The organism is Lascolabacillus sp., from assembly GCF_028696275.1.
Taxonomy (GTDB): domain Bacteria; phylum Bacteroidota; class Bacteroidia; order Bacteroidales; family Dysgonomonadaceae; genus Proteiniphilum; species Proteiniphilum massiliensis.
The window spans coordinates 3,529-23,852 of the sequence record NZ_JAQVHI010000003.1 but is presented as its reverse complement, the minus strand read 5'-3'; the positions used below and the strand labels follow the sequence as shown (position 1 = coordinate 23,852).

Annotated in this window: 14 protein-coding genes and 1 tRNA gene; 11 read left to right on the top strand and 4 right to left on the bottom strand. The window is 40.4% G+C overall.

What is annotated here, in order from left to right; translation table 11 throughout:
• The first annotated feature begins 134 nt into the window (after nucleotides 1–134).
• Together PHO43_RS01620 and PHO43_RS01615 are read left to right on the top strand one after the other, a co-directional pair.
• A complete protein-coding gene (locus tag PHO43_RS01620; RefSeq protein ID WP_045088958.1) occupies nucleotides 135–1,193 on the top strand; it encodes an asparaginase in 1,059 nt (352 codons plus the stop codon).
• A gap of 94 nt (nucleotides 1,194–1,287) precedes the next feature.
• Nucleotides 1,288–3,084, top strand: a complete 1,797-nt coding sequence (locus tag PHO43_RS01615) for a glycoside hydrolase family 15 protein (protein ID WP_045088959.1) — start codon at nucleotides 1,288–1,290, stop codon at nucleotides 3,082–3,084.
• Between the two features lie 76 nt (nucleotides 3,085–3,160).
• Here PHO43_RS01615 and PHO43_RS01610 read toward each other — a convergent pair whose 3' ends face one another.
• Nucleotides 3,161–4,246 carry a mechanosensitive ion channel family protein gene (locus tag PHO43_RS01610; protein ID WP_045088960.1) on the bottom strand — a complete coding sequence of 362 codons (1,086 nt, stop codon included), beginning with the start codon at nucleotides 4,244–4,246 and terminating at the stop codon, nucleotides 3,161–3,163.
• 1 nt (nucleotide 4,247) lies between these two features.
• Nucleotides 4,248–6,416, bottom strand: coding sequence for a bifunctional alpha,alpha-trehalose-phosphate synthase (UDP-forming)/trehalose-phosphatase (locus PHO43_RS01605; protein ID WP_288011054.1), 2,169 nt, complete (start codon nucleotides 6,414–6,416; stop codon nucleotides 4,248–4,250).
• 231 nt (nucleotides 6,417–6,647) lie between these two features.
• Here PHO43_RS01605 and nifJ point away from each other — a divergent pair, with 231 nt between their 5' ends.
• From nifJ to PHO43_RS01560, 9 genes are all read left to right on the top strand, one after another.
• On the top strand, nucleotides 6,648–10,232 hold the full coding sequence (gene nifJ, locus PHO43_RS01600; protein ID WP_045088962.1) for a pyruvate:ferredoxin (flavodoxin) oxidoreductase: 3,585 nt from the start codon (nucleotides 6,648–6,650) through the stop codon (nucleotides 10,230–10,232).
• 134 nt (nucleotides 10,233–10,366) lie between these two features.
• The gene (gene aroQ, locus PHO43_RS01595; RefSeq protein ID WP_053826783.1) at nucleotides 10,367–10,795 is read left to right on the top strand and encodes a type II 3-dehydroquinate dehydratase; all 429 of its coding nucleotides are present in this window, start codon (nucleotides 10,367–10,369) and stop codon (nucleotides 10,793–10,795) included.
• Between the two features lie 58 nt (nucleotides 10,796–10,853).
• A complete protein-coding gene (gene pyk / locus PHO43_RS01590; protein WP_053826782.1) occupies nucleotides 10,854–12,326 on the top strand; it encodes a pyruvate kinase in 1,473 nt (490 codons plus the stop codon).
• A gap of 147 nt (nucleotides 12,327–12,473) precedes the next feature.
• Nucleotides 12,474–13,106: an O-methyltransferase gene (locus PHO43_RS01585; protein WP_045088965.1), complete on the top strand. Its 633-nt coding sequence runs from the start codon at nucleotides 12,474–12,476 to the stop codon at nucleotides 13,104–13,106.
• A 5-nt stretch (nucleotides 13,107–13,111) separates the two neighbouring features.
• Nucleotides 13,112–13,450, top strand: a complete 339-nt coding sequence (gene rbfA, locus PHO43_RS01580) for a 30S ribosome-binding factor RbfA (RefSeq protein WP_045088966.1) — start codon at nucleotides 13,112–13,114, stop codon at nucleotides 13,448–13,450.
• A gap of 10 nt (nucleotides 13,451–13,460) precedes the next feature.
• Nucleotides 13,461–14,711, top strand: a complete 1,251-nt coding sequence (locus PHO43_RS01575; protein WP_045088967.1) for an FtsX-like permease family protein — start codon at nucleotides 13,461–13,463, stop codon at nucleotides 14,709–14,711.
• A 173-nt stretch (nucleotides 14,712–14,884) separates the two neighbouring features.
• Nucleotides 14,885–16,204, top strand: a complete 1,320-nt coding sequence (locus tag PHO43_RS01570; RefSeq protein ID WP_045088968.1) for a UDP-glucose dehydrogenase family protein — start codon at nucleotides 14,885–14,887, stop codon at nucleotides 16,202–16,204.
• Between the two features lie 62 nt (nucleotides 16,205–16,266).
• Nucleotides 16,267–17,637, top strand: a complete 1,371-nt coding sequence (locus PHO43_RS01565; protein ID WP_288011051.1) for a Gfo/Idh/MocA family protein — start codon at nucleotides 16,267–16,269, stop codon at nucleotides 17,635–17,637.
• Nucleotides 17,638–17,674: 37 nt separating this feature from the next.
• A tRNA-Val gene (locus tag PHO43_RS01560) sits at nucleotides 17,675–17,749 on the top strand.
• Nucleotide 17,750: 1 nt separating this feature from the next.
• Here PHO43_RS01560 and PHO43_RS01555 read toward each other — a convergent pair.
• Complete coding sequence (locus PHO43_RS01555; RefSeq protein WP_288009192.1) at nucleotides 17,751–19,841, bottom strand: acylase; 2,091 nt, start codon at nucleotides 19,839–19,841, stop codon at nucleotides 17,751–17,753.
• Between the two features lie 48 nt (nucleotides 19,842–19,889).
• The gene (locus tag PHO43_RS01550; protein WP_053826778.1) at nucleotides 19,890–20,150 is read right to left on the bottom strand and encodes a DUF2024 family protein; all 261 of its coding nucleotides are present in this window, start codon (nucleotides 20,148–20,150) and stop codon (nucleotides 19,890–19,892) included.
• Nucleotides 20,151–20,324: the final 174 nt, after the last annotated feature.

Genomic DNA, 20,324 nt, shown 5'->3' with positions numbered 1-20,324 from the left:
CTCTATTCTAAATTAAACAAACATTTGGCATATTGGTTCGTTAATATCATGTAACCTATTACATTATAAAAAAATATTGTCATTATGATATAAATTTATATCATTATGCTAATTTTGTAGTAAAATAAGCTAGTATGATTGATAGGAATGCTAATGTATTGTTAATTTATACCGGAGGGACTATCGGAATGTTGGAGAACAAGGAGACCGGTGCTCTGGAGCCTTTCGATTTTAGTCACCTGCGTTCAAATATTCCCGAGATGAAGAAGCTGAACTTCAACGTGGAAAGTTATCAGTTTAACCCTCCAATCGACTCGTCAGATGTAACTATTTATACCTGGCAGGAGATGTTGAAGGTTATTGAAACACACTATCATTTATACGATGGATTTGTTATTCTGCATGGAACAGATACAATGGCATTCACAGCCTCTGCATTGAGTTTTATGTGTGAAAATCTTACAAAGCCGGTTATTCTGACAGGTTCACAGCTGCCAATTGGCAAACTGCGTTCTGACGCAAAAGAGAATCTGATTACAGCTTTAGAGATTGCAGCCGATAAAAATTCGGAAGGGCGGCCGAAAGTTCCTGAGATGTCGGTATATATGCAAAATCTTCTGATGAGAGGAAACAGAACAACTAAGCTTAATGCGGATAACTTCAGTGCATTTACAAGTCCCAACTGCACCTACCTGGCGGAGTCGGGACTTGACATTAAATATAATACCAACGATATTCTTAAGCCTGATTACAACGCACCTGTAAAATATCATTACAACCTTAATCCTGATGTTGTTATACTCAAGCTGTTCCCCGGTATAACAGAAGCGGTGGTAAAGGCTCATCTTGAGATACCGGGGTTGAAAGGTGTTGTGCTTGAGACATTCGGAACAGGCAACTCTCCAATATACCCATGGTTTATGAAACTGCTTAGTGATGCCATAGAAAGAGGTATAGTTATTGTAAATGTAACACAGTGTATGTATGGCAATGTAGAGATGTATCGTTATGAAAATGGCCGCCAACTCGAAAAACTGGGTGTAATAAGTGGTCACGACATTACCACAGAGGCAGCTGTAACAAAAATGATGTCACTGTTCGGAAACTGCGAAACAACTGAAGAGGTGAAACAGCAGATGCAGATCCCTTTACGCGGAGAGATGTCACCATATTATAAGTATTTGGTTATCTGACAAATATCAGGAGGTGTTCATTTCTGTTAAACATCAGCCCTTGTCATTGTGTTATAAAGGTTGTATTTTAATAGAAAATAAATTACAAGAATAAATGAATAACCTCGACTACGGAATTATAGGCAACTGCAGGACTGCTGCGTTAATATCTAAAGAGGGGAGCATCGACTGGTTTTGCTTTCCTGACTTCGATTCACCATCTATTTTTGCAAAATTGCTTGATAAGGAAAAAGGGGGCAGTTTTCACTTAGAGGTTGCCGATGATTATAAAATTACCCAAAAATATAATGGTCACACTAATATATTGATGACCAAGTTTGAATCGCCTGAGCATGGTTTTATACTATTCGACTTTATGCCAAGGTACAGAACCAGTGATCTGCGTCACTATATGCCTCCTGAAATACATCGCTATATAAGGGTTTTCAAGGGCAGCCCCACCGTAAGGGTGGTTTATGATCCACGCATAAACTATGCACGTGAAGAGGTGCGTCACGAAATAGTGGGCAACTATATCAAAACACATTCTGTTGAAGACTCTGAAGATAAGGTATATCTATATACCAGTCTGGATATGCAGAAGGTGCTTAAAAGTGAGGAGGTAGTTATTACCGATCATCAGTTCTTCGTACTCTCCTATAATCAGAAATTGGTTACTATCGACCTCAACAGGGTTATGCTGGAGTTTGAGCGCACCAAGGTCTACTGGCTCAACTTTGTGAACAGATCTAGGGATTACGTTCAGTATGATGATATGATAAAGCGGAGTCTACTGGTATTGAAACTGCTATCATATCAGGAGTCGGGTGCAATGCTGGCAGCAACAACCACCAGTCTCCCCGAAACAATAGGAGAAACCCGCAACTGGGATTATCGCTACTGCTGGCTTAGAGATGCATCCATGTCGATCGACACACTCCTGTTCATGAAGCAGAAGTCGGCCGCCAACCGCTTTATCGGTTTTATTAAACGCATTTTAAAATCCTCAAGGGATGAACCAATACAGATTATGTATGGCATCAGGGGAGAGAAAGATCTTACCGAAGAGATACTTCCACATTTGTCAGGTTACGAAAACTCACATCCGGTAAGAATAGGAAATGCCGCCTATCATCAGGAGCAAAATGACTCCATCGGTTACCTGCTGGATGTGATTTATAAATACTACCTCTATTTCCCCGGAACTCTTGATGAAATTGAGGAGATCTGGGAGATTATTAAGAATCTTGTCCGTGCTGTATTATCATCATGGAAGAAACCAGATAGGAGTATTTGGGAATATCGTACAAAGAAGCAACACTTTGTATTTTCTAAAGTGATGAGCTGGGTTGCGGTTGACAGGGCTTCTCTGATTGCGGAACTCCTTCAGAGGGATTATTACGCAACTGAGTGGCGCAAGGAGGCTGATATAATAAAGAAAGAGGTGCATGAAAAAGGGTGGAATGAGGAGCTGCAGACCTTTACTCAGGCGTATGATAATAGTGATGCCGATTCTTCATTGCTTCTTATGTATTTTTATGATTTCATTGATGCCGGAGATGATCGCTTCGTGAAAACTGTGAAGTATATCAGAGAGAATCTGTTTCACGAAGGTCTGATGTACAGATACAAGGCAGAGGATGACTTTGGGGTTCCTACATCATCATTTACAATATGCACTTTCTGGCTTATTGATGCTCTATATATGATTGGTGAGAAGGAGGAGGCACGTGAGCTGTTTGAGAATATGATATCATACTCCAACCACCTTGGTTTATATAGTGAAGATCTGGACTTCGATACCAAAAGGCAGTTGGGTAATTTTCCTCAGGCATACTCTCACCTGGCGTTTATAAATACAGCTGCCCTCTTTTCTGAAGAGAAGAAGCTCTCAAAATTTATCAGGCCTTAAGCTTAACCTCTCTTAAGTTATGTTAGTCTGGGTTCAGGCAAAGTTTTACAGGTCTTAAAGCATAATTTATCAGGCCTTACATTAAGTATTGAGATGCTCCGCCTTCGGTGGAAGTTGAATTAACTTTTGCGAAAGAGCCTGGATAGTTATCATTGATGAAGTCGATTAACTTCTCACGAATATATACCCTCAGATCCCAGTTCTTGCTTGAGTCGGAGCTGCTTACAAGTACACGCAGCTCTTTATACCACTGCTTACTATCTGTTACCTGTATATTCTGAACCCTGCCATCCCAGTTTGGATTATCCTTTACCAATCTGGCAAGCTCTTTCCTTAAAGGATCTACAGGAAGATCATAGGATACATAAAGCAATGCTGTTCCCAGGATTTCAGATTCGGTTCGTGTCCAGTTTTGAATGGGATTGTTGAGAAAATAATCTATAGGCACAATCAGCCTTCTCTGATCCCATATTTTAACTACTGCATAGGTTATATTTATCTCTTCTATTCGCCCCCATTCACCTTCTATAACCACAACGTCGTCAATCCTGATCGGTTGAGTAAATGCAATCTGTATTCCTGAAAAAACCTGACCAAAGCTACGCTGTGCTGCAAAACCGATAATGATTCCGGCAACACCTGCTGATGCAAGAAGACTTACTCCCAGTTCTCTGATTGATTCTATTGACATCAGGGCAATTGAGACAAATATAAAGGTGATTGAAATTATCACTATTCTCTCTAACATGCTCACCTGCGTGAGTTTTTTTCTGGCTTCAAGATTGTTAGCATTGTTTATATCAAGCTTTTTCTGCCAGTGATGAAACATAGCTCTAACCAACTGTACTATAAGCCAGCCAACTATAAGTATCAGCAGGATATTACTTATTTTCTGTAATAGAGAGAAAATATTTTCGTCTTCTTTTAGGTATGAGCTGAAAATGTTTAGCATAACAGCGAAAATAGCCCATGTACCGGGCACCCTGAACAGACGCACAATAAAATCATCTATCTTGCTTTTACTCTTATGTGTACGTATTCGCCATCTCTTAATTATAAAGTTGTAGATGCCTGCAAGAACAATAAAGAGTACAATGAAACTCAGTGAAATTAGCAAATATCTTAAAGACTCATTTGCTGTTATATTATCAATAAAATTCATGTTATTTGATAAGATTTGTGAGGAATGGCACTACGGATGATTGTAGCGGAATACGATATTTAGCCGCAGGTGAGAAGTTGCCAACCTTAATGCTCACTCCATCTGGTGGCAGTACACGAAACATATCCTCATCTGTTGTATCATCACCAATAGCAAGAATAAAATCATAGTTGTCCAGCGACATACGGCGGATCACCTCACTCCCTTTCGTGAAATCGGGGGGTTTTACCTCCACCACTTTGTTGCCCGGTACTATCTGTAGGTTGAGGCGGGCGCAGGGACCAATCAGTGCGTTAACTAACTGCTGTGAACGGAGTTCGGCCAGCCATATATCCACATTACGATAATGCCACACAAGAGAGGCTTCTTTCTGCTCCATATATGAGCGAGGTGTTTTATCGATGGTGTGCTGTATTATGTCGAGTATCTCATCATCCCAAACCACATCAGTATTGAGGTTTCTGTGCCATTTGCCATTCTCCTTATAAAACATACCATGCTCAGCTGCAAAGTCGAGATTTAAACCTTTGAACCATTTATCCAGTATCTGATGATTTCTGCCGCTATTTATGACAACTCTGTTTTTAGGATCAGAATTCATCTTTTTAAGTAAACTTAATACTTCAGCCGAAGGTATTGCATCTTCCGGTTTACTGGTAAAGGGTGATAATGTGCCGTCGTAATCCAGCATTATCAGGCGTGAGTTTGCATCATCGTAAGATTTTTTTATTTGATTAAGCTGTCTTTTACCAACAACCTTTTGAAGAATCTCTTTATTTTGAGTCTTTATGCTAAGCAACTCCTTTACAAAATCATTAGACCATTTTTTTACATCCTGTCTTGAGATCCTCTTCTGCATTTTTTCAAGTCGCTCTTTTTTCTCCTTTGCCGGCATATTCATAGCTTGCAGAATAGCATTCTCTATCTGATCTGTATCGTTGGGATTAATAATTATTGCATCCTGAAGCTCTATTGCCGCACCTGCCATTTCACTCAGAATCAGTACTCCCGGCCTGTTGCATTTGGTGGCCAGATATTCCTTTGCAACCAAATTCATACCATCTCTGAGAGGTGTAACTAAAGCTATCTCTGCAGCATCATACATGGCTATCAGCTCATCAAAACTGAAGCTTCTGTAGAAATAGAAGATAGGGTTCCAGCCTAACTTTGAATATTTTCCGTTTATTTCACCTATCAGCTGATCAATCTTTGTTTTCAGCTCTGCATATATATCAACAGTGTCACGAGATGGTACCACAATCATTGCCAGAGACACTTTCTCATGATAATCAGGATGATTTTCAAGAAACTGAGCAAAGCCGTTAAGTCGATGCAGAATACCCTTACTGTAATCGAGACGGTCAACAGACAATATTATACTCCTTTCGCCAAGTTTCTCTCTGAGAAGATCCGATTTCTCTTTAACCTCAGGGAGTTTGGGAGCCTGGTTATATTGTTCGTAATTGATCCCCATTGGGAAAGCATCTATATGTATTATACGGTTGTCAAGGTTAACCTCATCCAGATTGCAGTTGATGTTAAGTACTCTGTATATTGCACTTATAAAGTGACGCATGTAGTCATGTGTATGAAATCCTATGAGATCTGCTCCCAGCAAACCTTCAAGAATCTCCTCCCTTTCAGGCAACACCCTGAAAAGCTCATATGATGGAAATGGTATGTGATGGAAATATCCAATATTGGCATTGGGTTTTTTATCACGAATCTTTTTGGGGAGTAGCATAAGCTGATAATCCTGTACCCATACTATATCATCATCCTCAATGAACTGCATTGATTCATCGCAAAACAGACTGTTCACCTGCTGATAGGCCTCCCAGTAATCTGCTCTGTATTCAATAAATGAGAAAAAATAGTGGCACAAAGGCCAGATAGTACTGTTGCTGTAACCCTCATAGTAATTCTCAATTTGATCTGCTGATAAAAAGACCGGATGAAAGTTTAAATCATGCAATCTCTCAGTTATCTCTTTTTTCTCTTTCTCATTTTCAGTAAATATTCCGGGCCAGCCAACCCAGTAAATGTCAGATTCTGTTTCTAGTGAACCAAGACCGGTTGCCAATCCTCCCTCACTCCTTATAATGTTGAAACCATCATCGGAACGCTCAATTTTGACCGGAAGCCGATTAGCAATTATAATAATTTTCATAACTTAAAAAATGTTTGACTCCATCAATATAACGTAGAAAGTTGACATTTGATCAATTTTTAATATATATTCACAAATGGGTTGAATTGAAATTCTTTAGTTTAGAGTGAACAAAAACATGATATCGTTTGTTGCTTCCGCTTTTTTATAGTAATTTCGTAGTCTAAATCACACATGAATAATAACTAATTAACTGCGCTTGAAATCATTAAGTATATAGATCATATAATTATGGCAAAACAAAAAAAATTCTTAACCTGCGACGGTAATCAGGCCGCAGCGCATATCGCCTATATGTTTAGCGAGGTTGCTGCAATCTACCCGATTACACCCTCGTCTACTATGGCAGAGTATGTAGATGAATGGGCAGCTGCCGGAAGAAAAAACCTTTTCGGACAGCCGGTCTTAGTACAGGAAATGCAATCAGAAGCCGGTGCTGCCGGCGCAATGCACGGATCTCTGCAGGCCGGTGCACTAACATCTACATTTACAGCATCACAAGGGTTACTTCTGATGCTTCCTAATATGTATAAGATGGCCGGGGAACTTCTTCCCGGAGTATTTCATGTTTCAGCTCGCGCACTTGCATCTCATGCATTATCAATATTTGGTGATCAACAGGATGTTATGGCAGCAAGACCTACAGGTTTTGCTCTTTTTGCAACAGGCTCTGTTCAAGAGGTAATGGACCTTGCAGCAGTTGCTCACCTTGCAGCCATCGAGAGCCGCGTGCCGTTCCTTCACTATTTCGACGGATTCCGAACCTCACACGAAATCCAGAAGATCGAAGCATTGTCAAATGAAGATCTGGCACCGCTTTTAAATCAGGAAGCACTGAAAGAATTCCGTGAAAGAGCACTAACACCTGATAACCCTGTTACCAGAGGAACAGCTCAGAATGATGATATCTATTTTCAGGCGCGTGAAGCATCTAATCCATTTTATGATAATGTTCCCGATGTTGTTGAGAAGTATCTTGAGAAACTGGCAGAGGTAACCGGACGCAAGTATGGTCTGTTTGACTATTACGGTGATCCTGAAGCAGAAAGGGTTATCATTGCTATGGGGTCTGTAACAGAAACAATCAGAGAGGTTGTTGATCACCTGAGAGCTAAAGGCGAGAAGGTGGGTGTTGTTGCAGTGCACCTATATCGTCCTTTCAAGGCAGAGGCATTCCTGTCGGTTATACCTGATACAGTAAAGCGTATTGCAGTACTCGACCGTACAAAGGAACCGGGAGCACCTGGTCAGCCGATGTATCTGGATGTGAAGAACAGTTTTTATGGAAAAGAAAATGCTCCTGAGATTGTTGGAGGTATTTATGGATTATCATCTAAAGATACCACACCGTCACAAATATTATCGGTTTTCGAAAATCTCTCTCTTAGTATGCCTAAGAACGATTTCACTATCGGTATTGTTGATGATGTTACATTCAAATCGCTTCCTGTAAAGGCTGAGATCTCTATGGATGAAACAACATATGAGGCTAAATTCTACGGACTTGGATCTGATGGTACGGTTGGAGCTAATAAGAACTCCATTAAAATTATAGGTGACAATACAGATAAGTATGTTCAGGCATATTTTGCGTATGACTCCAAGAAATCTGGAGGATTTACCTGTTCTCATCTCCGTTTTGGCGATAACCCGATCAGGTCACCTTATTTAGTAAATACTCCTAATTTTGTAGCATGTCACGTTCCGGCCTATCTGCATCTGTATGATGTGACTGCAGGACTTAAGAAGAATGGTACCTTCCTTCTAAACTCTCTGTGGCCTAAGGAAGAGGTGGCAGATCACCTGCCCGATCATGTGAAGAAATATTTTGCAGTAAACAATATCAAGCTATACATAATAAATGCCACAAAGATTGCAGAAGAGATCGGACTGGGCAACAGAACCAACACAATATTGCAGTCGGCTTTCTTCAAAATCTCAAATGTAATTCCTTACGATCTTGCTGTGGAACAGATGAAGAAATTCATCGTTAAGTCATACGGTAAAAAGGGTGAAACCATTGTTAAGATGAATTATGCTGCTGTTGATCGCGGTGGTGATGTTGAGGAAGTGGAAGTTCTTCAGGAATGGGCAAACCTTGTGGTATCGACAGATACAACAGATGATGCTCCTGAATTCATCAGAAAGGTCGTTCGTCCGGTTAATGCACAAAATGGCTATAGCCTGCCGGTATCAGCCTTCACTGGTCGTGAAGACGGAACATGGGAAACAGGAACCACCAAGTATGAAAAACGTGGTGTAGCTGTTAATGTTCCTGTTTGGCAGCCTGAAAACTGTATACAGTGTAATCAGTGCGCTTATGTATGTCCTCATGCTACTATCCGTCCGTTCATGCTTGATGAGGAAGAGCAGAAAGGTGTAGGCGAAGGAGTGGAACTGCTAAAAGCTCAAGGTAAACAGTTTGCAGGAATGGGATTCCGTATCCAGGTTGATGTTCTTGACTGTCTTGGTTGCGGTAATTGTGCCGATGTTTGTCCCGGAAGAAAAGGAGAAAAAGCTCTTGAGATGGTTTCTATTGAGTCTCAGCTTGAAAATCAGAAGAATTGGGACTGGATGATGGAGAACGTTACAAGTAAAGCTCATCTTGTTGATATCAGTCTCAATGTTAAAAACTCTCAGTTTGCCACTCCTCTGTTTGAGTTCTCCGGAGCTTGTTCAGGATGTGGTGAAACACCATACATCAAGCTAATTACTCAGCTTTATGGAGAAAGAATGATGATTGCAAACGCAACAGGTTGTTCTTCAATCTATGGGGCATCAGCACCTGCAACTCCTTATACTAAAAATGAGGAAGGTAAAGGTCCGGCTTGGGCAAACTCACTTTTTGAAGATAACGCAGAGTTTGGTTATGGCTTTGCAATTGCTCAGGCAAGTATGCGAAACAGAATAGAAAATCTGATGAAGGATGCTATCGCTTCCGATCAGTTTACGGCAGAGCAGAAAGAGCTGTTTAATCTATGGATTGAGAATAAAGATAGTGCTGAACTATCAAAAGAGATATCTGCTAAAGTTGTTGCTTCGCTGACAGGTAGTGATATTCCATTAGCCAAGGAGATACTTTCACTTGAAAAGTATCTTGCTAAGAAATCTATCTGGGTGTTTGGTGGAGATGGATGGGCATATGATATAGGTTTTGGTGGTCTGGACCATGTTCTGGCAAGCGGAAAGGATATAAATATCCTTGTACTTGATACAGAAGTCTACTCCAACACTGGAGGTCAGTCATCCAAATCAACCCCAATTGCAGCTGTGGCTAAGTTTGCAGCAGCAGGTAAGCGCATACGTAAGAAAGATCTTGGTATGATTGCTACCACCTATGGTTATGTTTACGTAGCACAGGTAGCAATGGGTGCTAATCAGGGACAAACTCTGAAAGCTATCCGTGAGGCTGAGTCATATAACGGACCTTCAATTGTAATTGCATACTCACCATGTATCAGTCATGGATTAAGGAAGGGAATGGGACATGCTCAATCGGAACAGAAGGCTGCTGTTGAGAGTGGTTACTGGCACTTGTGGCGCTACGACCCACGTCTTGAGGAGCAGGGACTGAATCCTTTCCAGCTCGACAGTAAAGAGCCTGAGTGGGATAAGTTTGTTGACTTCCTGAAGGGTGAGGTGCGCTATACACAGTTGATGAAAGCATTCCCTGCAGAGGCAGATGAGCTGTTTGAAGCTGCAAGACAGAATGCTCAATGGAGATATAAATCCTATGTACGTATGGCAGAAGCAAACTTCGGCTCATCGGAAACCGAAGGTGAGGGAGTAAAACAGCCTGCTGAACAGATAAACTAAATTTTTAGTAACATATTTTTTTCTAAGGGTATCGCGTAATGTGATACCCTTAGTTGTTTATAACAATATGCGAATATTATAGTATCTTTGTATCCTGTTTCCATATAAAAAAATTATAAAAAGCTTTCTGATTTATGAAAATTCAAATTATAAACGGTCCCAACCTCAATCTGCTCGGAACACGCGAGCCGGGAGTATATGGAAGTATAACATTTACGGAGTTTCTGGAAAATATTAGGATTAGCTTTCCAGATATTGAGATAGATTATTTCCAATCGAATGTAGAGGGTGAAATAATCAATAAAATTCAGGAAACAGGCTTTAACTATGACGGAATTATTCTTAATGCAGGTGGATATACTCACACCTCAGTGGCAATAAGAGACTCAATTAAGGCAGTTAAGACACCAGTTATAGAAGTTCACATATCAAACATTCATGCAAGAGAGGAGTTCAGACATCAATCTATGATTTCTGCTGTTTGCATGGGTGTAATTGCCGGTTTTGGGTTAAACTCATATAAACTGGCAATTAAGGCTTTGCAGTTGGCAAACAATATTTGAACTTAAACGTTAAAATGATCAGTATCGATTACTGATAATCGAATCATTAATATAAAATATGCAGAAACAAACAAAAATAGTTGCAACGATATCCGATCAACGTTGCGAAGTACCGTTTTTAGAACAGTTGTACGAAGCCGGAATGAATGTAGTGAGACTTAATTCCGCACATTTAAACGAAGAGGGTTTCCTCAAAATTATAAACAATGTAAGAGAGGTTTCTGAAGAGATAGCCATTCTAGTAGATACAAAAGGACCGGAAATCAGAACAACGGTTGCAAATAATCCAATTGAACTTAAAACCGGGGAACTTGTGAAAATTGTGGGCGACCCGAAAGGGGTTTCTTCCAATGAAACTATCTATATTTCATACTCCAATATTGCTGAAGAGATGCGTGTTGGCGATGATATCCTTATTGATGATGGAGAAGTGGATCTGAAAGTTATTACAGTTAACAAAGATCATCTTATCTGCAGTGTGATGAATGATGGTGTGATTGGCAGCCGAAAGAGTGTAAATATTCCGGGTGTACGTATCAATCTGCCAGCAATCACAGAAAGAGATAAAAAATTCATTGCATTGTCTGCAAAGCACAATGTTGATTTTATAGCACACTCATTTGTAAGAAATGCTGAAGATATAAAGGTTGTTCAGGAGATACTTGATGAGTTGGGCAGCACAATAAAGATTATTGCAAAGATTGAGAATCAGGAAGGTGTTGATAATGCTGATGAGATTCTTGAATCGGCTTATGGTATAATGATTGCTCGTGGTGACCTTGGTATTGAGGTGGCACAGGAGAAGATTCCGGGCATTCAGCGTGTCCTTATCAAAAAGGCAATTCATCATAAGAAGCCTGTTATCGTTGCAACTCAGATGCTGCACTCGATGATTCATAATCCACGCCCCACACGTGCAGAGATTACCGACATAGCAAATGCTATCTATTACAGAACTGATGCTGTTATGCTAAGTGGTGAGACTGCCTATGGCAAGTATCCTGTTGAAGCTGTAAGGACAATGGCAAGGACAGCCTACGAAGCAGAGCTTACTAAACTGACAGATAATGATATACGTGTTCCGTATGACACCTATAAAGAGGGTGATGTTACTGAATTTCTTGCGAAACAGGCAGTAAAAACATCTAACAAGCTTAGTGTAAAAGCTATTGTAACAGACAGTCACACCGGAAGAACAGCAAGGGTGCTTGCAGCATTCAGAGGTAAGAGCCCTATATACGCCATCACAACAACAAAGAGACTTGCACGCGAACTTGCACTCTCTTATGGTATTATGGCTGAATTCCAGGAGGGTAAAGGAGATGGCAACACAAAAGAGAGTCGCAGGGCATATTTTACAGAGGCAATTCGCCGACTCATCGAAAACAAGATGATTGAACCTGATGACAGAGTTGCATATCTGGGAGGGAGCTTTGGTGAAGTGGGCGGAACAACATATCTGGAAGTTGTGGATGCCTGGAGAATTCTTGAAGCAAAAGAGAAATATAATTTGCCCGACTACACAGCGTAATTTAACCAACTGAATTATTTTAACTCTGATGTAGTAAATTTTAATTCAATTGTTTTAAATACTTGATGTTTTCATAGTAATTTAGTGATTCAAACTAGTTTTGAATCACTAAAAGTATTATTGAAATCATATTCATTTAACCGGTAAATGAGATCGATTGAAGATTATATAATTGAACATATCGATGAGGAGCCTCAGCTGTTAAGTCAGATATATCGTGAGGCTCATGTAAAGCTGCTTCACGGAGATATGTCGTCAGGTCACCTGCAGGGACGATTACTTAAAATGCTGGTACAGATGATTCGTCCTTCAAGAGTGCTTGAAGTTGGAACCTACACAGGCTATTCCGCGCTCTGCATTGCTGAGGGACTTGAAGATGGTGCTTCTCTTGAAACTATCGAGATAGATGATGAGATGGAGGATATAATACGCGAAAATTTTAGTCGCTCCTCCTACAGCGATAAGATCACTCTGATAATTGGTGATGCCAATGAAGTTGTGCTTGATTATGAGGATAGTACTTTCGATTTGGTATTTATGGATGGTAATAAACGTGACTATTGGCAGCTCTACGAGAAGATTCTCCCTAAAGTGAAACAGGGTGGTTTCATACTTGCGGATAATACTCTCTGGCATGGAAAGGTTCTGGAAAAGCCGAAGAGTAATGACTGGCAGACAAAAGGTATTTTGGAATTTAATACTCATTTGAAAAGCGATAATCGTGTCGAAAAGGTTATATTAGCAGTTCGTGACGGTTTAACGCTTATCAGAAAAAAGTAAATATTATGGACTCGAACAGACAACAAAAGATAAATCGGTTGATACAGAAAGAACTGAGCGAATTATTCCTTCTGGAAACCAAGAAGATGCAGGGGGTACTGATCTCGGTGACAAATGTGCGTGTATCGCCCGACCTCAGTGTTGCACATGCATATCTAAGTATTTTCCCATCAGATAAAGGTGAAGAGTTAGTTAAGAATATTAATGAGAACGTTAAATCTGTTCGGTATGACTTGGGTAAAAGATTGAGAAATCAATTGAGGGTAATACCAGAGCTAACTTTTCATGTTGATGATTCACTTGATTATGTTGAGAATATTGACAGATTGTTGAAAAACGACTGAAATCTCTGCTTTGGACATATCACTATTCATAGCACGCCGGTACCTCTTCTCCAAGAAATCGCACAATGCAATAAATGTGATTTCTGCCATATCCGTTTGCGGTATTGCCATTGCAACAATGGCAATGGTGGTGGTACTATCCGTTTTCAATGGCTTCGGAGGTATTGTTGAGGGTATGTTCAGTGCATTTGATCCCGATTTAAAGATAACTGTAAGAGAGGGTAAGGTATTTAACTACAATACACCCCAGTTTGATGAAGCATTACGGGTTGAAGGGATACAGATGATATCAGAGTCACTCGAAGAGAATGCCCTGTTCAGCTTCAATGGTCAGCAGGTTCCTGTACTCATGAAAGGAGTTTCACAGGAGTTCAGTAATATGACCGATATGGAGAAACTGATGGTCGACGGATCATTCAAACTTCGAGAAGATGTAGTTGATTACACAACATTAGGTACAGGTCTGGCAGTCTCGCTGGGAGCACGTCCCGGATTCATAAATCCGATTGAGATCTATGCACCAAAAAGAGATGTGAGAGTCAATCTTGCAAATCCAGCGGCAGCTTTCACAACAGGTTATGTGCAGATAGGAGGAGTGTTTAGCCTTAACACACCAAAGTATGATGAGCAGATGGCAATCATGCCAATTTCAAAGGTAAGGGAACTGCTTAACTATAGTAATGAAGTAACTTCACTCGATATAAAACTTCAACCGGGAGCATCAGTAAAAAGAGTGAAAAATCAGATCAGGAATATTCTTGGTGATGAATTTCTTATTGAGGATCGCTTTGAACAGCAACGAGAATCATACAGGATGCTGCAGGTGGAGAAATGGGTAACATTTCTCATTCTGGCATTTATACTGCTCATAGCTGTTTTCAATGTTGTAGGATCACTTTCTATGCTCATTGTAGAGAAGAAAGATGATATTAACAGCCTTAGAAACATGGGAGCTTCCAACACTCTTATTTCACGAATATTTCTTAATGAAGGGTGGTTGATCACTTTCTCAGGGATAGTGGCTGGTATAGTGATAGGACTGGTTCTATGTCTTTTGCAGCAGCATTTCGGGTTAATACGTCTGAGCAATATTCCAGGTGCATATATAATTGATGCTTACCCTGTAATAGTTAAGTTCACGGATATACTGATTGTTATTGCCGTAGTAAGCTTAATCGGGCTGTTAACAGTGCTTTACCCTGTAAACAACCTCAGGAAGAAGTTGACAGGCGAGTTCAATAATATGAGATATAAAGAGTGATTGGTTAATACATAAAGATCTGCTGTTTTTTTAAGATCAATTGAGATACATAATTAATAGAGATACAAGATCTATTTAAAGTTATATGCCAGTCAGCACAGTTGGATAAAAAGATAATATAGCGTATAACTCTTTATAATTTAAATAATTAAGTATAATATAAAACATAAGATATGAGGATAGCAATTGTCGGAACAGGTTATGTAGGTTTAGTTTCTGGTGCCTGTTTTGCAGAGATGGGAGTGGATGTTACTTGTGTTGATATCGACAGCGAGAAGATCGAAGGTCTCAAGAAGGGAATAATACCTATCTATGAGCCCGGATTAAAGAGTATTGTTGTACGAAATTATGATGCGGAGCGACTACACTTCACAACTGATCTGACATCTGTTCTTAATGAAATGGATATAATATTCATTGCAGTAGGCACACCCTCGGATGAAGAGGGAAATGCTGACCTGTCGTATGTTATGACTGTAGCAAACACTATCGCAGATAATATGAACAAACATCTGCTGATAGTAACCAAGAGCACAGTACCGGTTGGTACATCATACCGCATAAGAGAATTAATTCGTAAACGTCTTGATGAAAGAGGACTGAATGATCTTCAGTTTGATGTAGCCTCTAACCCTGAATTCCTGAAAGAGGGAGCTGCAATAAACGACTTTATGAGTCCCGACCGTGTAATTGTAGGCGTTGAGAGTAAAGAGGCTGAAAATCTTATGTCGAGACTGTATCGCCCATTTCTGCTCAACAATTTCAGGGTCATCTTCATGGATATTTTATCGTCCGAGATGACAAAATATGCCTCTAATGCCATGCTTGCGACACGTATTAGCTTTATGAACGATATTGCCAACCTTTGTGAAATTGTTGGAGCTGATGTAAATATGGTACGCAGAGGTATGGGAAGCGATTCCCGCATTGGCAGAAGCTTTCTCTATCCCGGTTGCGGCTATGGCGGCAGCTGTTTTCCAAAAGATATACGTGCAATAATGAAAGTAGGAGAGGATGTGGGATATGAAATGACTGTAATCAAAGCAGTCGAGGAGGTTAACAACCGACAGAAAGGTATACTGTTCCATAAATTCAACCGCTATTATAACGGAGATATTAAAGGTAAAACAGTAGCAGTATGGGGATTATCATTCAAACCCGAAACAGACGATATGCGGGATGCACCCTCACTGACATTAATTGAGAGTCTTTTAAAGGAAGGTGTAAATGTTCGTGCATATGATCCCGCTGCAATGCAGGAAGCACGCAAATATCTGGATGACAGGATATATTACGCTACAGATATTTATGATGCTGCCAATGAGGCTGATGCACTGATAGTACCAACAGAGTGGAAGGAGTTCAGACTACCCAATTGGTCGATTCTAAGTAAAATAATGAATAACCATTTGGTAATTGATGGACGTAATATTTATAATAAAGAAGATATGGCTGCCTATGGTTTCGAATACAGAGGAATAGGGCAGAAATGATCATGATCATATAAATATCATGATAAATTCAAATTTTATATATTAACTTAATACCAGAGATAATGAGCGTAAACAGGAGAGATTTCATCAAAAAGATGGGAGCCGGAGCCGCAGGCTTAGCCGTGGGAGCACCCGCCATCACTGCATCAGAAAAAGCTGCAGTAACAAGAACATCAGCAAAGAGCTACAGTAGAATAATTGGAGCGAACGACAGAATCAGGGTTGCTGTTGTTGGGCTTGGAAGAAGATTAGGTGGATTTATTGAGCCAATCGCAATGAAGAGCGCAAATGTTGAACTTGTTTATCTGTGCGATGTATATGATAAACAGATGGACAATGCGGCAAAAATATTTTCAAAGCATATAAATTATACACCAAAGCTTGAAAAAGATATCCGTAAGGTTGTTGATGATAATAAGGTAGATGCAATCTTCAATGCTACACCCGACCACTGGCATGCACCAGGTTCAATTATGGCAATGAAGAACGGCAAACATGTATATGTAGAAAAACCATGTAGTCACAACATGTTCGAAAATGAGCTGCTGGTAGCCGCTTCAAAGAAGTTCAACAAGGTAGTTCAGATGGGAAATCAGCAACGCTCTTCAGACCACACAATTGAGATTATCAATGAGATACATAACGGAATCATTGGTACACCATATAAAGCGGTGGCATTTTACAGTAATACAAGAGGAGAAGTACCTCTGCAGAAGAGAGTGCCTGTGCCTGCTGGGCTCGACTGGGAACTATTTCAGGGTCCGGCACCACGTCGTGAATATACTTCGGAGACATGGGATTATAACTGGCACTGGTATGGCTGGGATTATGGAACAGCTGAAACAGGCAATAACGCCACTCACGAACTGGATGTTGCAAGATGGGCATTGCAAGTTAACTTCCCCACACGTGTTGACGTAGAGGCTGCAAAGCGTCACTTCATTAATGATGGATGGGAGATGTATGACACTATGGACGCAACCTTCCGTTTCAAAGATGATAAAATCATCAAATGGGATGGCAAGAGTCGCAACGGCTACCTGACCTACAATAGTGACAGGGGAACAATAATTTATGGCAGCGAAGGTTCTGTTTTTGTAAATCGTGATAAATATATCCTGTACGACAGAGGCGGAAAAGTTGTAAAAGATAATAAATCATCAGCAATCGAGGCAGGCAATGTTTTAGGCGGAGGAGGCGATATGACAACAGGTCATGTTATCAACTTCTTCGAATCAATAAGAGGCAAGGAGAAACTCACTGCACCAATTGATGATGCAAGCATAAGCATGGCCATGGTACACTATTCAAACATAGCCTACAGAATAGGTAAAGGGTTTGATATCGATGAAACCAACGGCAGAATGTTTGATCGTGATGCAATGAATTTATGGAGTCGCGAATATGAGCCAGGTTGGGAACCGGAATTATAGTTATATTCTGCAAATTTATTATTAAATTTGCAGGCCCGAATCGTTAGCTCAGCTGGTTCAGAGCGCTGCCTTGACAGGGCAGAGGTCACTGGTTCGAACCCAGTACGATTCACTCATTTGAATACCTTCATTTCAACCATATTATCCAGAACATCCTTTCTGGTTAGCAGAGCTGTTCGCAATCTATTCTCATACAGCATTTCAAGCTGATCACCCACAAACCTGCTGCCTGGCTGAGATGAGTTGCCATAACTCAGTAAAACTTCAGCTCTTACCTTATCTCCGAACTCAACAACAGCTACAAATGTATCTCCGTGATACACATAATTTCTATAGCTCCCCTTTTTAGGTTGGAAATACATAGTTCTGAAAACACCATAATCACTCTTTCCTCCATTTGCAGGGTACTCAATATTGCCAACACTGAAGCGGTTTACATAACCCCATTCAACATCCATAAAGCCATACTCCTCTTCAATCTCAATAGCCGCTTTTCTTAGTAAGGCAACAGCTTTTTCAGGATCATTCAAACCATCAGGAGTTGTAACAGGACTATCGGCGCTCCATGGTACTGCAAACATGCTGTTATCTAGTTTATCAAACCATTGTGCAAAAAGAACGGCGCCTTTACTGTCAGCATCAGTAGTTCCATCCCATCTCTTTAAAATATCGGCAGCCAGTAAAGTTACTGAGTCGGGATACTGCTCCACAGCCGCCAGGAGATCATCCAGAAAGCGATCCGCAATCTCCATTCCAGTATTCAGCTTGTAGTCCACCAGTTCCTCAAAAGTGACCGACTCATCATCCTTAATAAGGTTTATAGCCCTCTGAGCCCTGAAAGATGTAGGATACTCCTCCAGTTGCGGCGACATAGAAGCAGAGTACTCCTTACTATCAAATAAGAGAGGATAGGTTGCAGTCCACGGCACATCATTTGCATTCTGCACAAACCCCGTTTCAGGGTTAAGAAGCTTAGGCAATTCATCATAATCAAGATAACTGTTCCATATCAGATCAGAACGCGTACCATCAACCTTATCTCTCCAGAAGCTCCAGTCACCCTCACTTCTATCAGGCACATTACCATTAAAAAGATACATAATGTTTCCCTCTTTATCAGCATAAATCAGGTTAAACATAGGGATCTGCATCATCTTTACAGCATCTTCAAACTCATTAAAATTATGAGCCTTACCCATCTTGTGATACTGATAAAAATAGGAATCATTCTCCATTCCCGCAATTCTGACAGCAAAAGCTACATCACCCTGCTCACCAAGAACAGGACCATGCTCCGAATACTTCATAACCAGCTCCCTCTCAGCGAAACTGCTATCCTCCTGCAAAATATTTATTGTTACGCTCTTCTCCTCAAAAGGCTTTACCTCACCATCAAGAATATACCCATCACCCTCAAGCTTCAATTCATACCTGTCAGATGCATCAATTGTATTCACAGTATGAGTCCATCCGAGGTTCTCATTAAAAGCGATATTAAGTATAGGCATACCTATTAGAGTAACCCCATACACATTAAAATCAGGAGCATTCAGATGTGCCTCATAGAATCGATAAAAGTCACCCCACGGCAAATGAGGATTAGCCACCAGCATAGCGTTGCCCGATTCAGATTTCAAAGGAGCAATCGCATAAGAATTAGATCCGGGTATAGCTGCACCCTCCATATCTTTCAGCTCGTTATAACCTGTAATCAGATCACTAACAGCCAGAAACTCAATATTGATAACCCTCTTGCTGTGAGCCAAAACATCAATGGCTGTCAATGGCAGAAAACCCCTGTATATCACATCAATCTCATCAGGATGAGCCGCTGCATAGTCGTTCAGCCCCTTCACAAAAGCATCCAGAAACAGTTTTTCATCACCCTCAAAACCAGCATACTGAGCAGCAGCTTTTCCAGGCAGATCATATAAGTAGACCAGTCTATCCATCTGCAAAGACTTCTCACCACGAATCTCACTGCCTTTACCTCGCGACTCAATATACAACCTCATAATCTCATTAGCATGACTCTGCATCTGAGCCCATCCGAAAGCATAATACATCTCAGCCTCATTCTGAGCATAAATATGCGGCACCCCCCAGTTATCCCAAACAATCTCAGTACGATTAAAAGACCCCCGCTCATTGCACGACATAAATAACAGTGCAACGAGAACAGATAAAACAGTTGATGTTCTCATAGTTGTAAGTTCTATAATATTTAGGAAGCTCTATGATAAATTGTAATCTCAGCAATTCTCCATTTCAACAATATAATAGCCCTTGGTCTTTATCTCCTCCTCATGTTCAGGTTTCAGGGATTCGATATGGCAAAACGTGCACTCTTCAGAGGTAAGCGGCTGACCCTCCTCACCTTTGCTCTTCAAATACTCCCTGCCGTAATTATATATAGTTTCTGCATCTTTAACCTCCTCAGGAGCTATAATATCAAAATGCATAATCATGCCATCCTTTTTAGTTACATAGGTGTCCCAGACTGCTACTTGCATAATAAATTGAATTAAAAAACGTGTTTAGTTCTCATTGATGACTATATAACAATCGCAGTTTGAATTAGTTTATCGCCAATAAACGTCAGAGAACCTTTTAAAGATAATAGTCATTGATTATGATTATAACGATAATTGAATCTACTAAAAAAAATTATTTATTAGGTTAACATA

Bases quoted from the DNA above. Each gene is read 5' to 3' on its own strand.
- PHO43_RS01620 (WP_045088958.1), top strand. From the start codon at position 135: ATGATTGATAGGAATGCTAATGTATTGTTAATTTATACCGGAGGGACT.
- PHO43_RS01615 (WP_045088959.1), top strand. From the start codon at position 1,288: ATGAATAACCTCGACTACGGAATTATAGGCAACTGCAGGACTGCTGCG.
- PHO43_RS01610 (WP_045088960.1), bottom strand. From the start codon at position 4,246: ATGAATTTTATTGATAATATAACAGCAAATGAGTCTTTAAGATATTTG.
- PHO43_RS01605 (WP_288011054.1), bottom strand. From the start codon at position 6,416: ATGAAAATTATTATAATTGCTAATCGGCTTCCGGTCAAAATTGAGCGT.
- nifJ (WP_045088962.1), top strand. From the start codon at position 6,648: ATGGCAAAACAAAAAAAATTCTTAACCTGCGACGGTAATCAGGCCGCA.
- aroQ (WP_053826783.1), top strand. From the start codon at position 10,367: ATGAAAATTCAAATTATAAACGGTCCCAACCTCAATCTGCTCGGAACA.
- pyk (WP_053826782.1), top strand. From the start codon at position 10,854: ATGCAGAAACAAACAAAAATAGTTGCAACGATATCCGATCAACGTTGC.
- PHO43_RS01585 (WP_045088965.1), top strand. From the start codon at position 12,474: ATGAGATCGATTGAAGATTATATAATTGAACATATCGATGAGGAGCCT.
- rbfA (WP_045088966.1), top strand. From the start codon at position 13,112: ATGGACTCGAACAGACAACAAAAGATAAATCGGTTGATACAGAAAGAA.
- PHO43_RS01570 (WP_045088968.1), top strand. From the start codon at position 14,885: ATGAGGATAGCAATTGTCGGAACAGGTTATGTAGGTTTAGTTTCTGGT.
- PHO43_RS01565 (WP_288011051.1), top strand. From the start codon at position 16,267: ATGAGCGTAAACAGGAGAGATTTCATCAAAAAGATGGGAGCCGGAGCC.
- PHO43_RS01555 (WP_288009192.1), bottom strand. From the start codon at position 19,841: ATGAGAACATCAACTGTTTTATCTGTTCTCGTTGCACTGTTATTTATG.
- PHO43_RS01550 (WP_053826778.1), bottom strand. From the start codon at position 20,150: ATGCAAGTAGCAGTCTGGGACACCTATGTAACTAAAAAGGATGGCATG.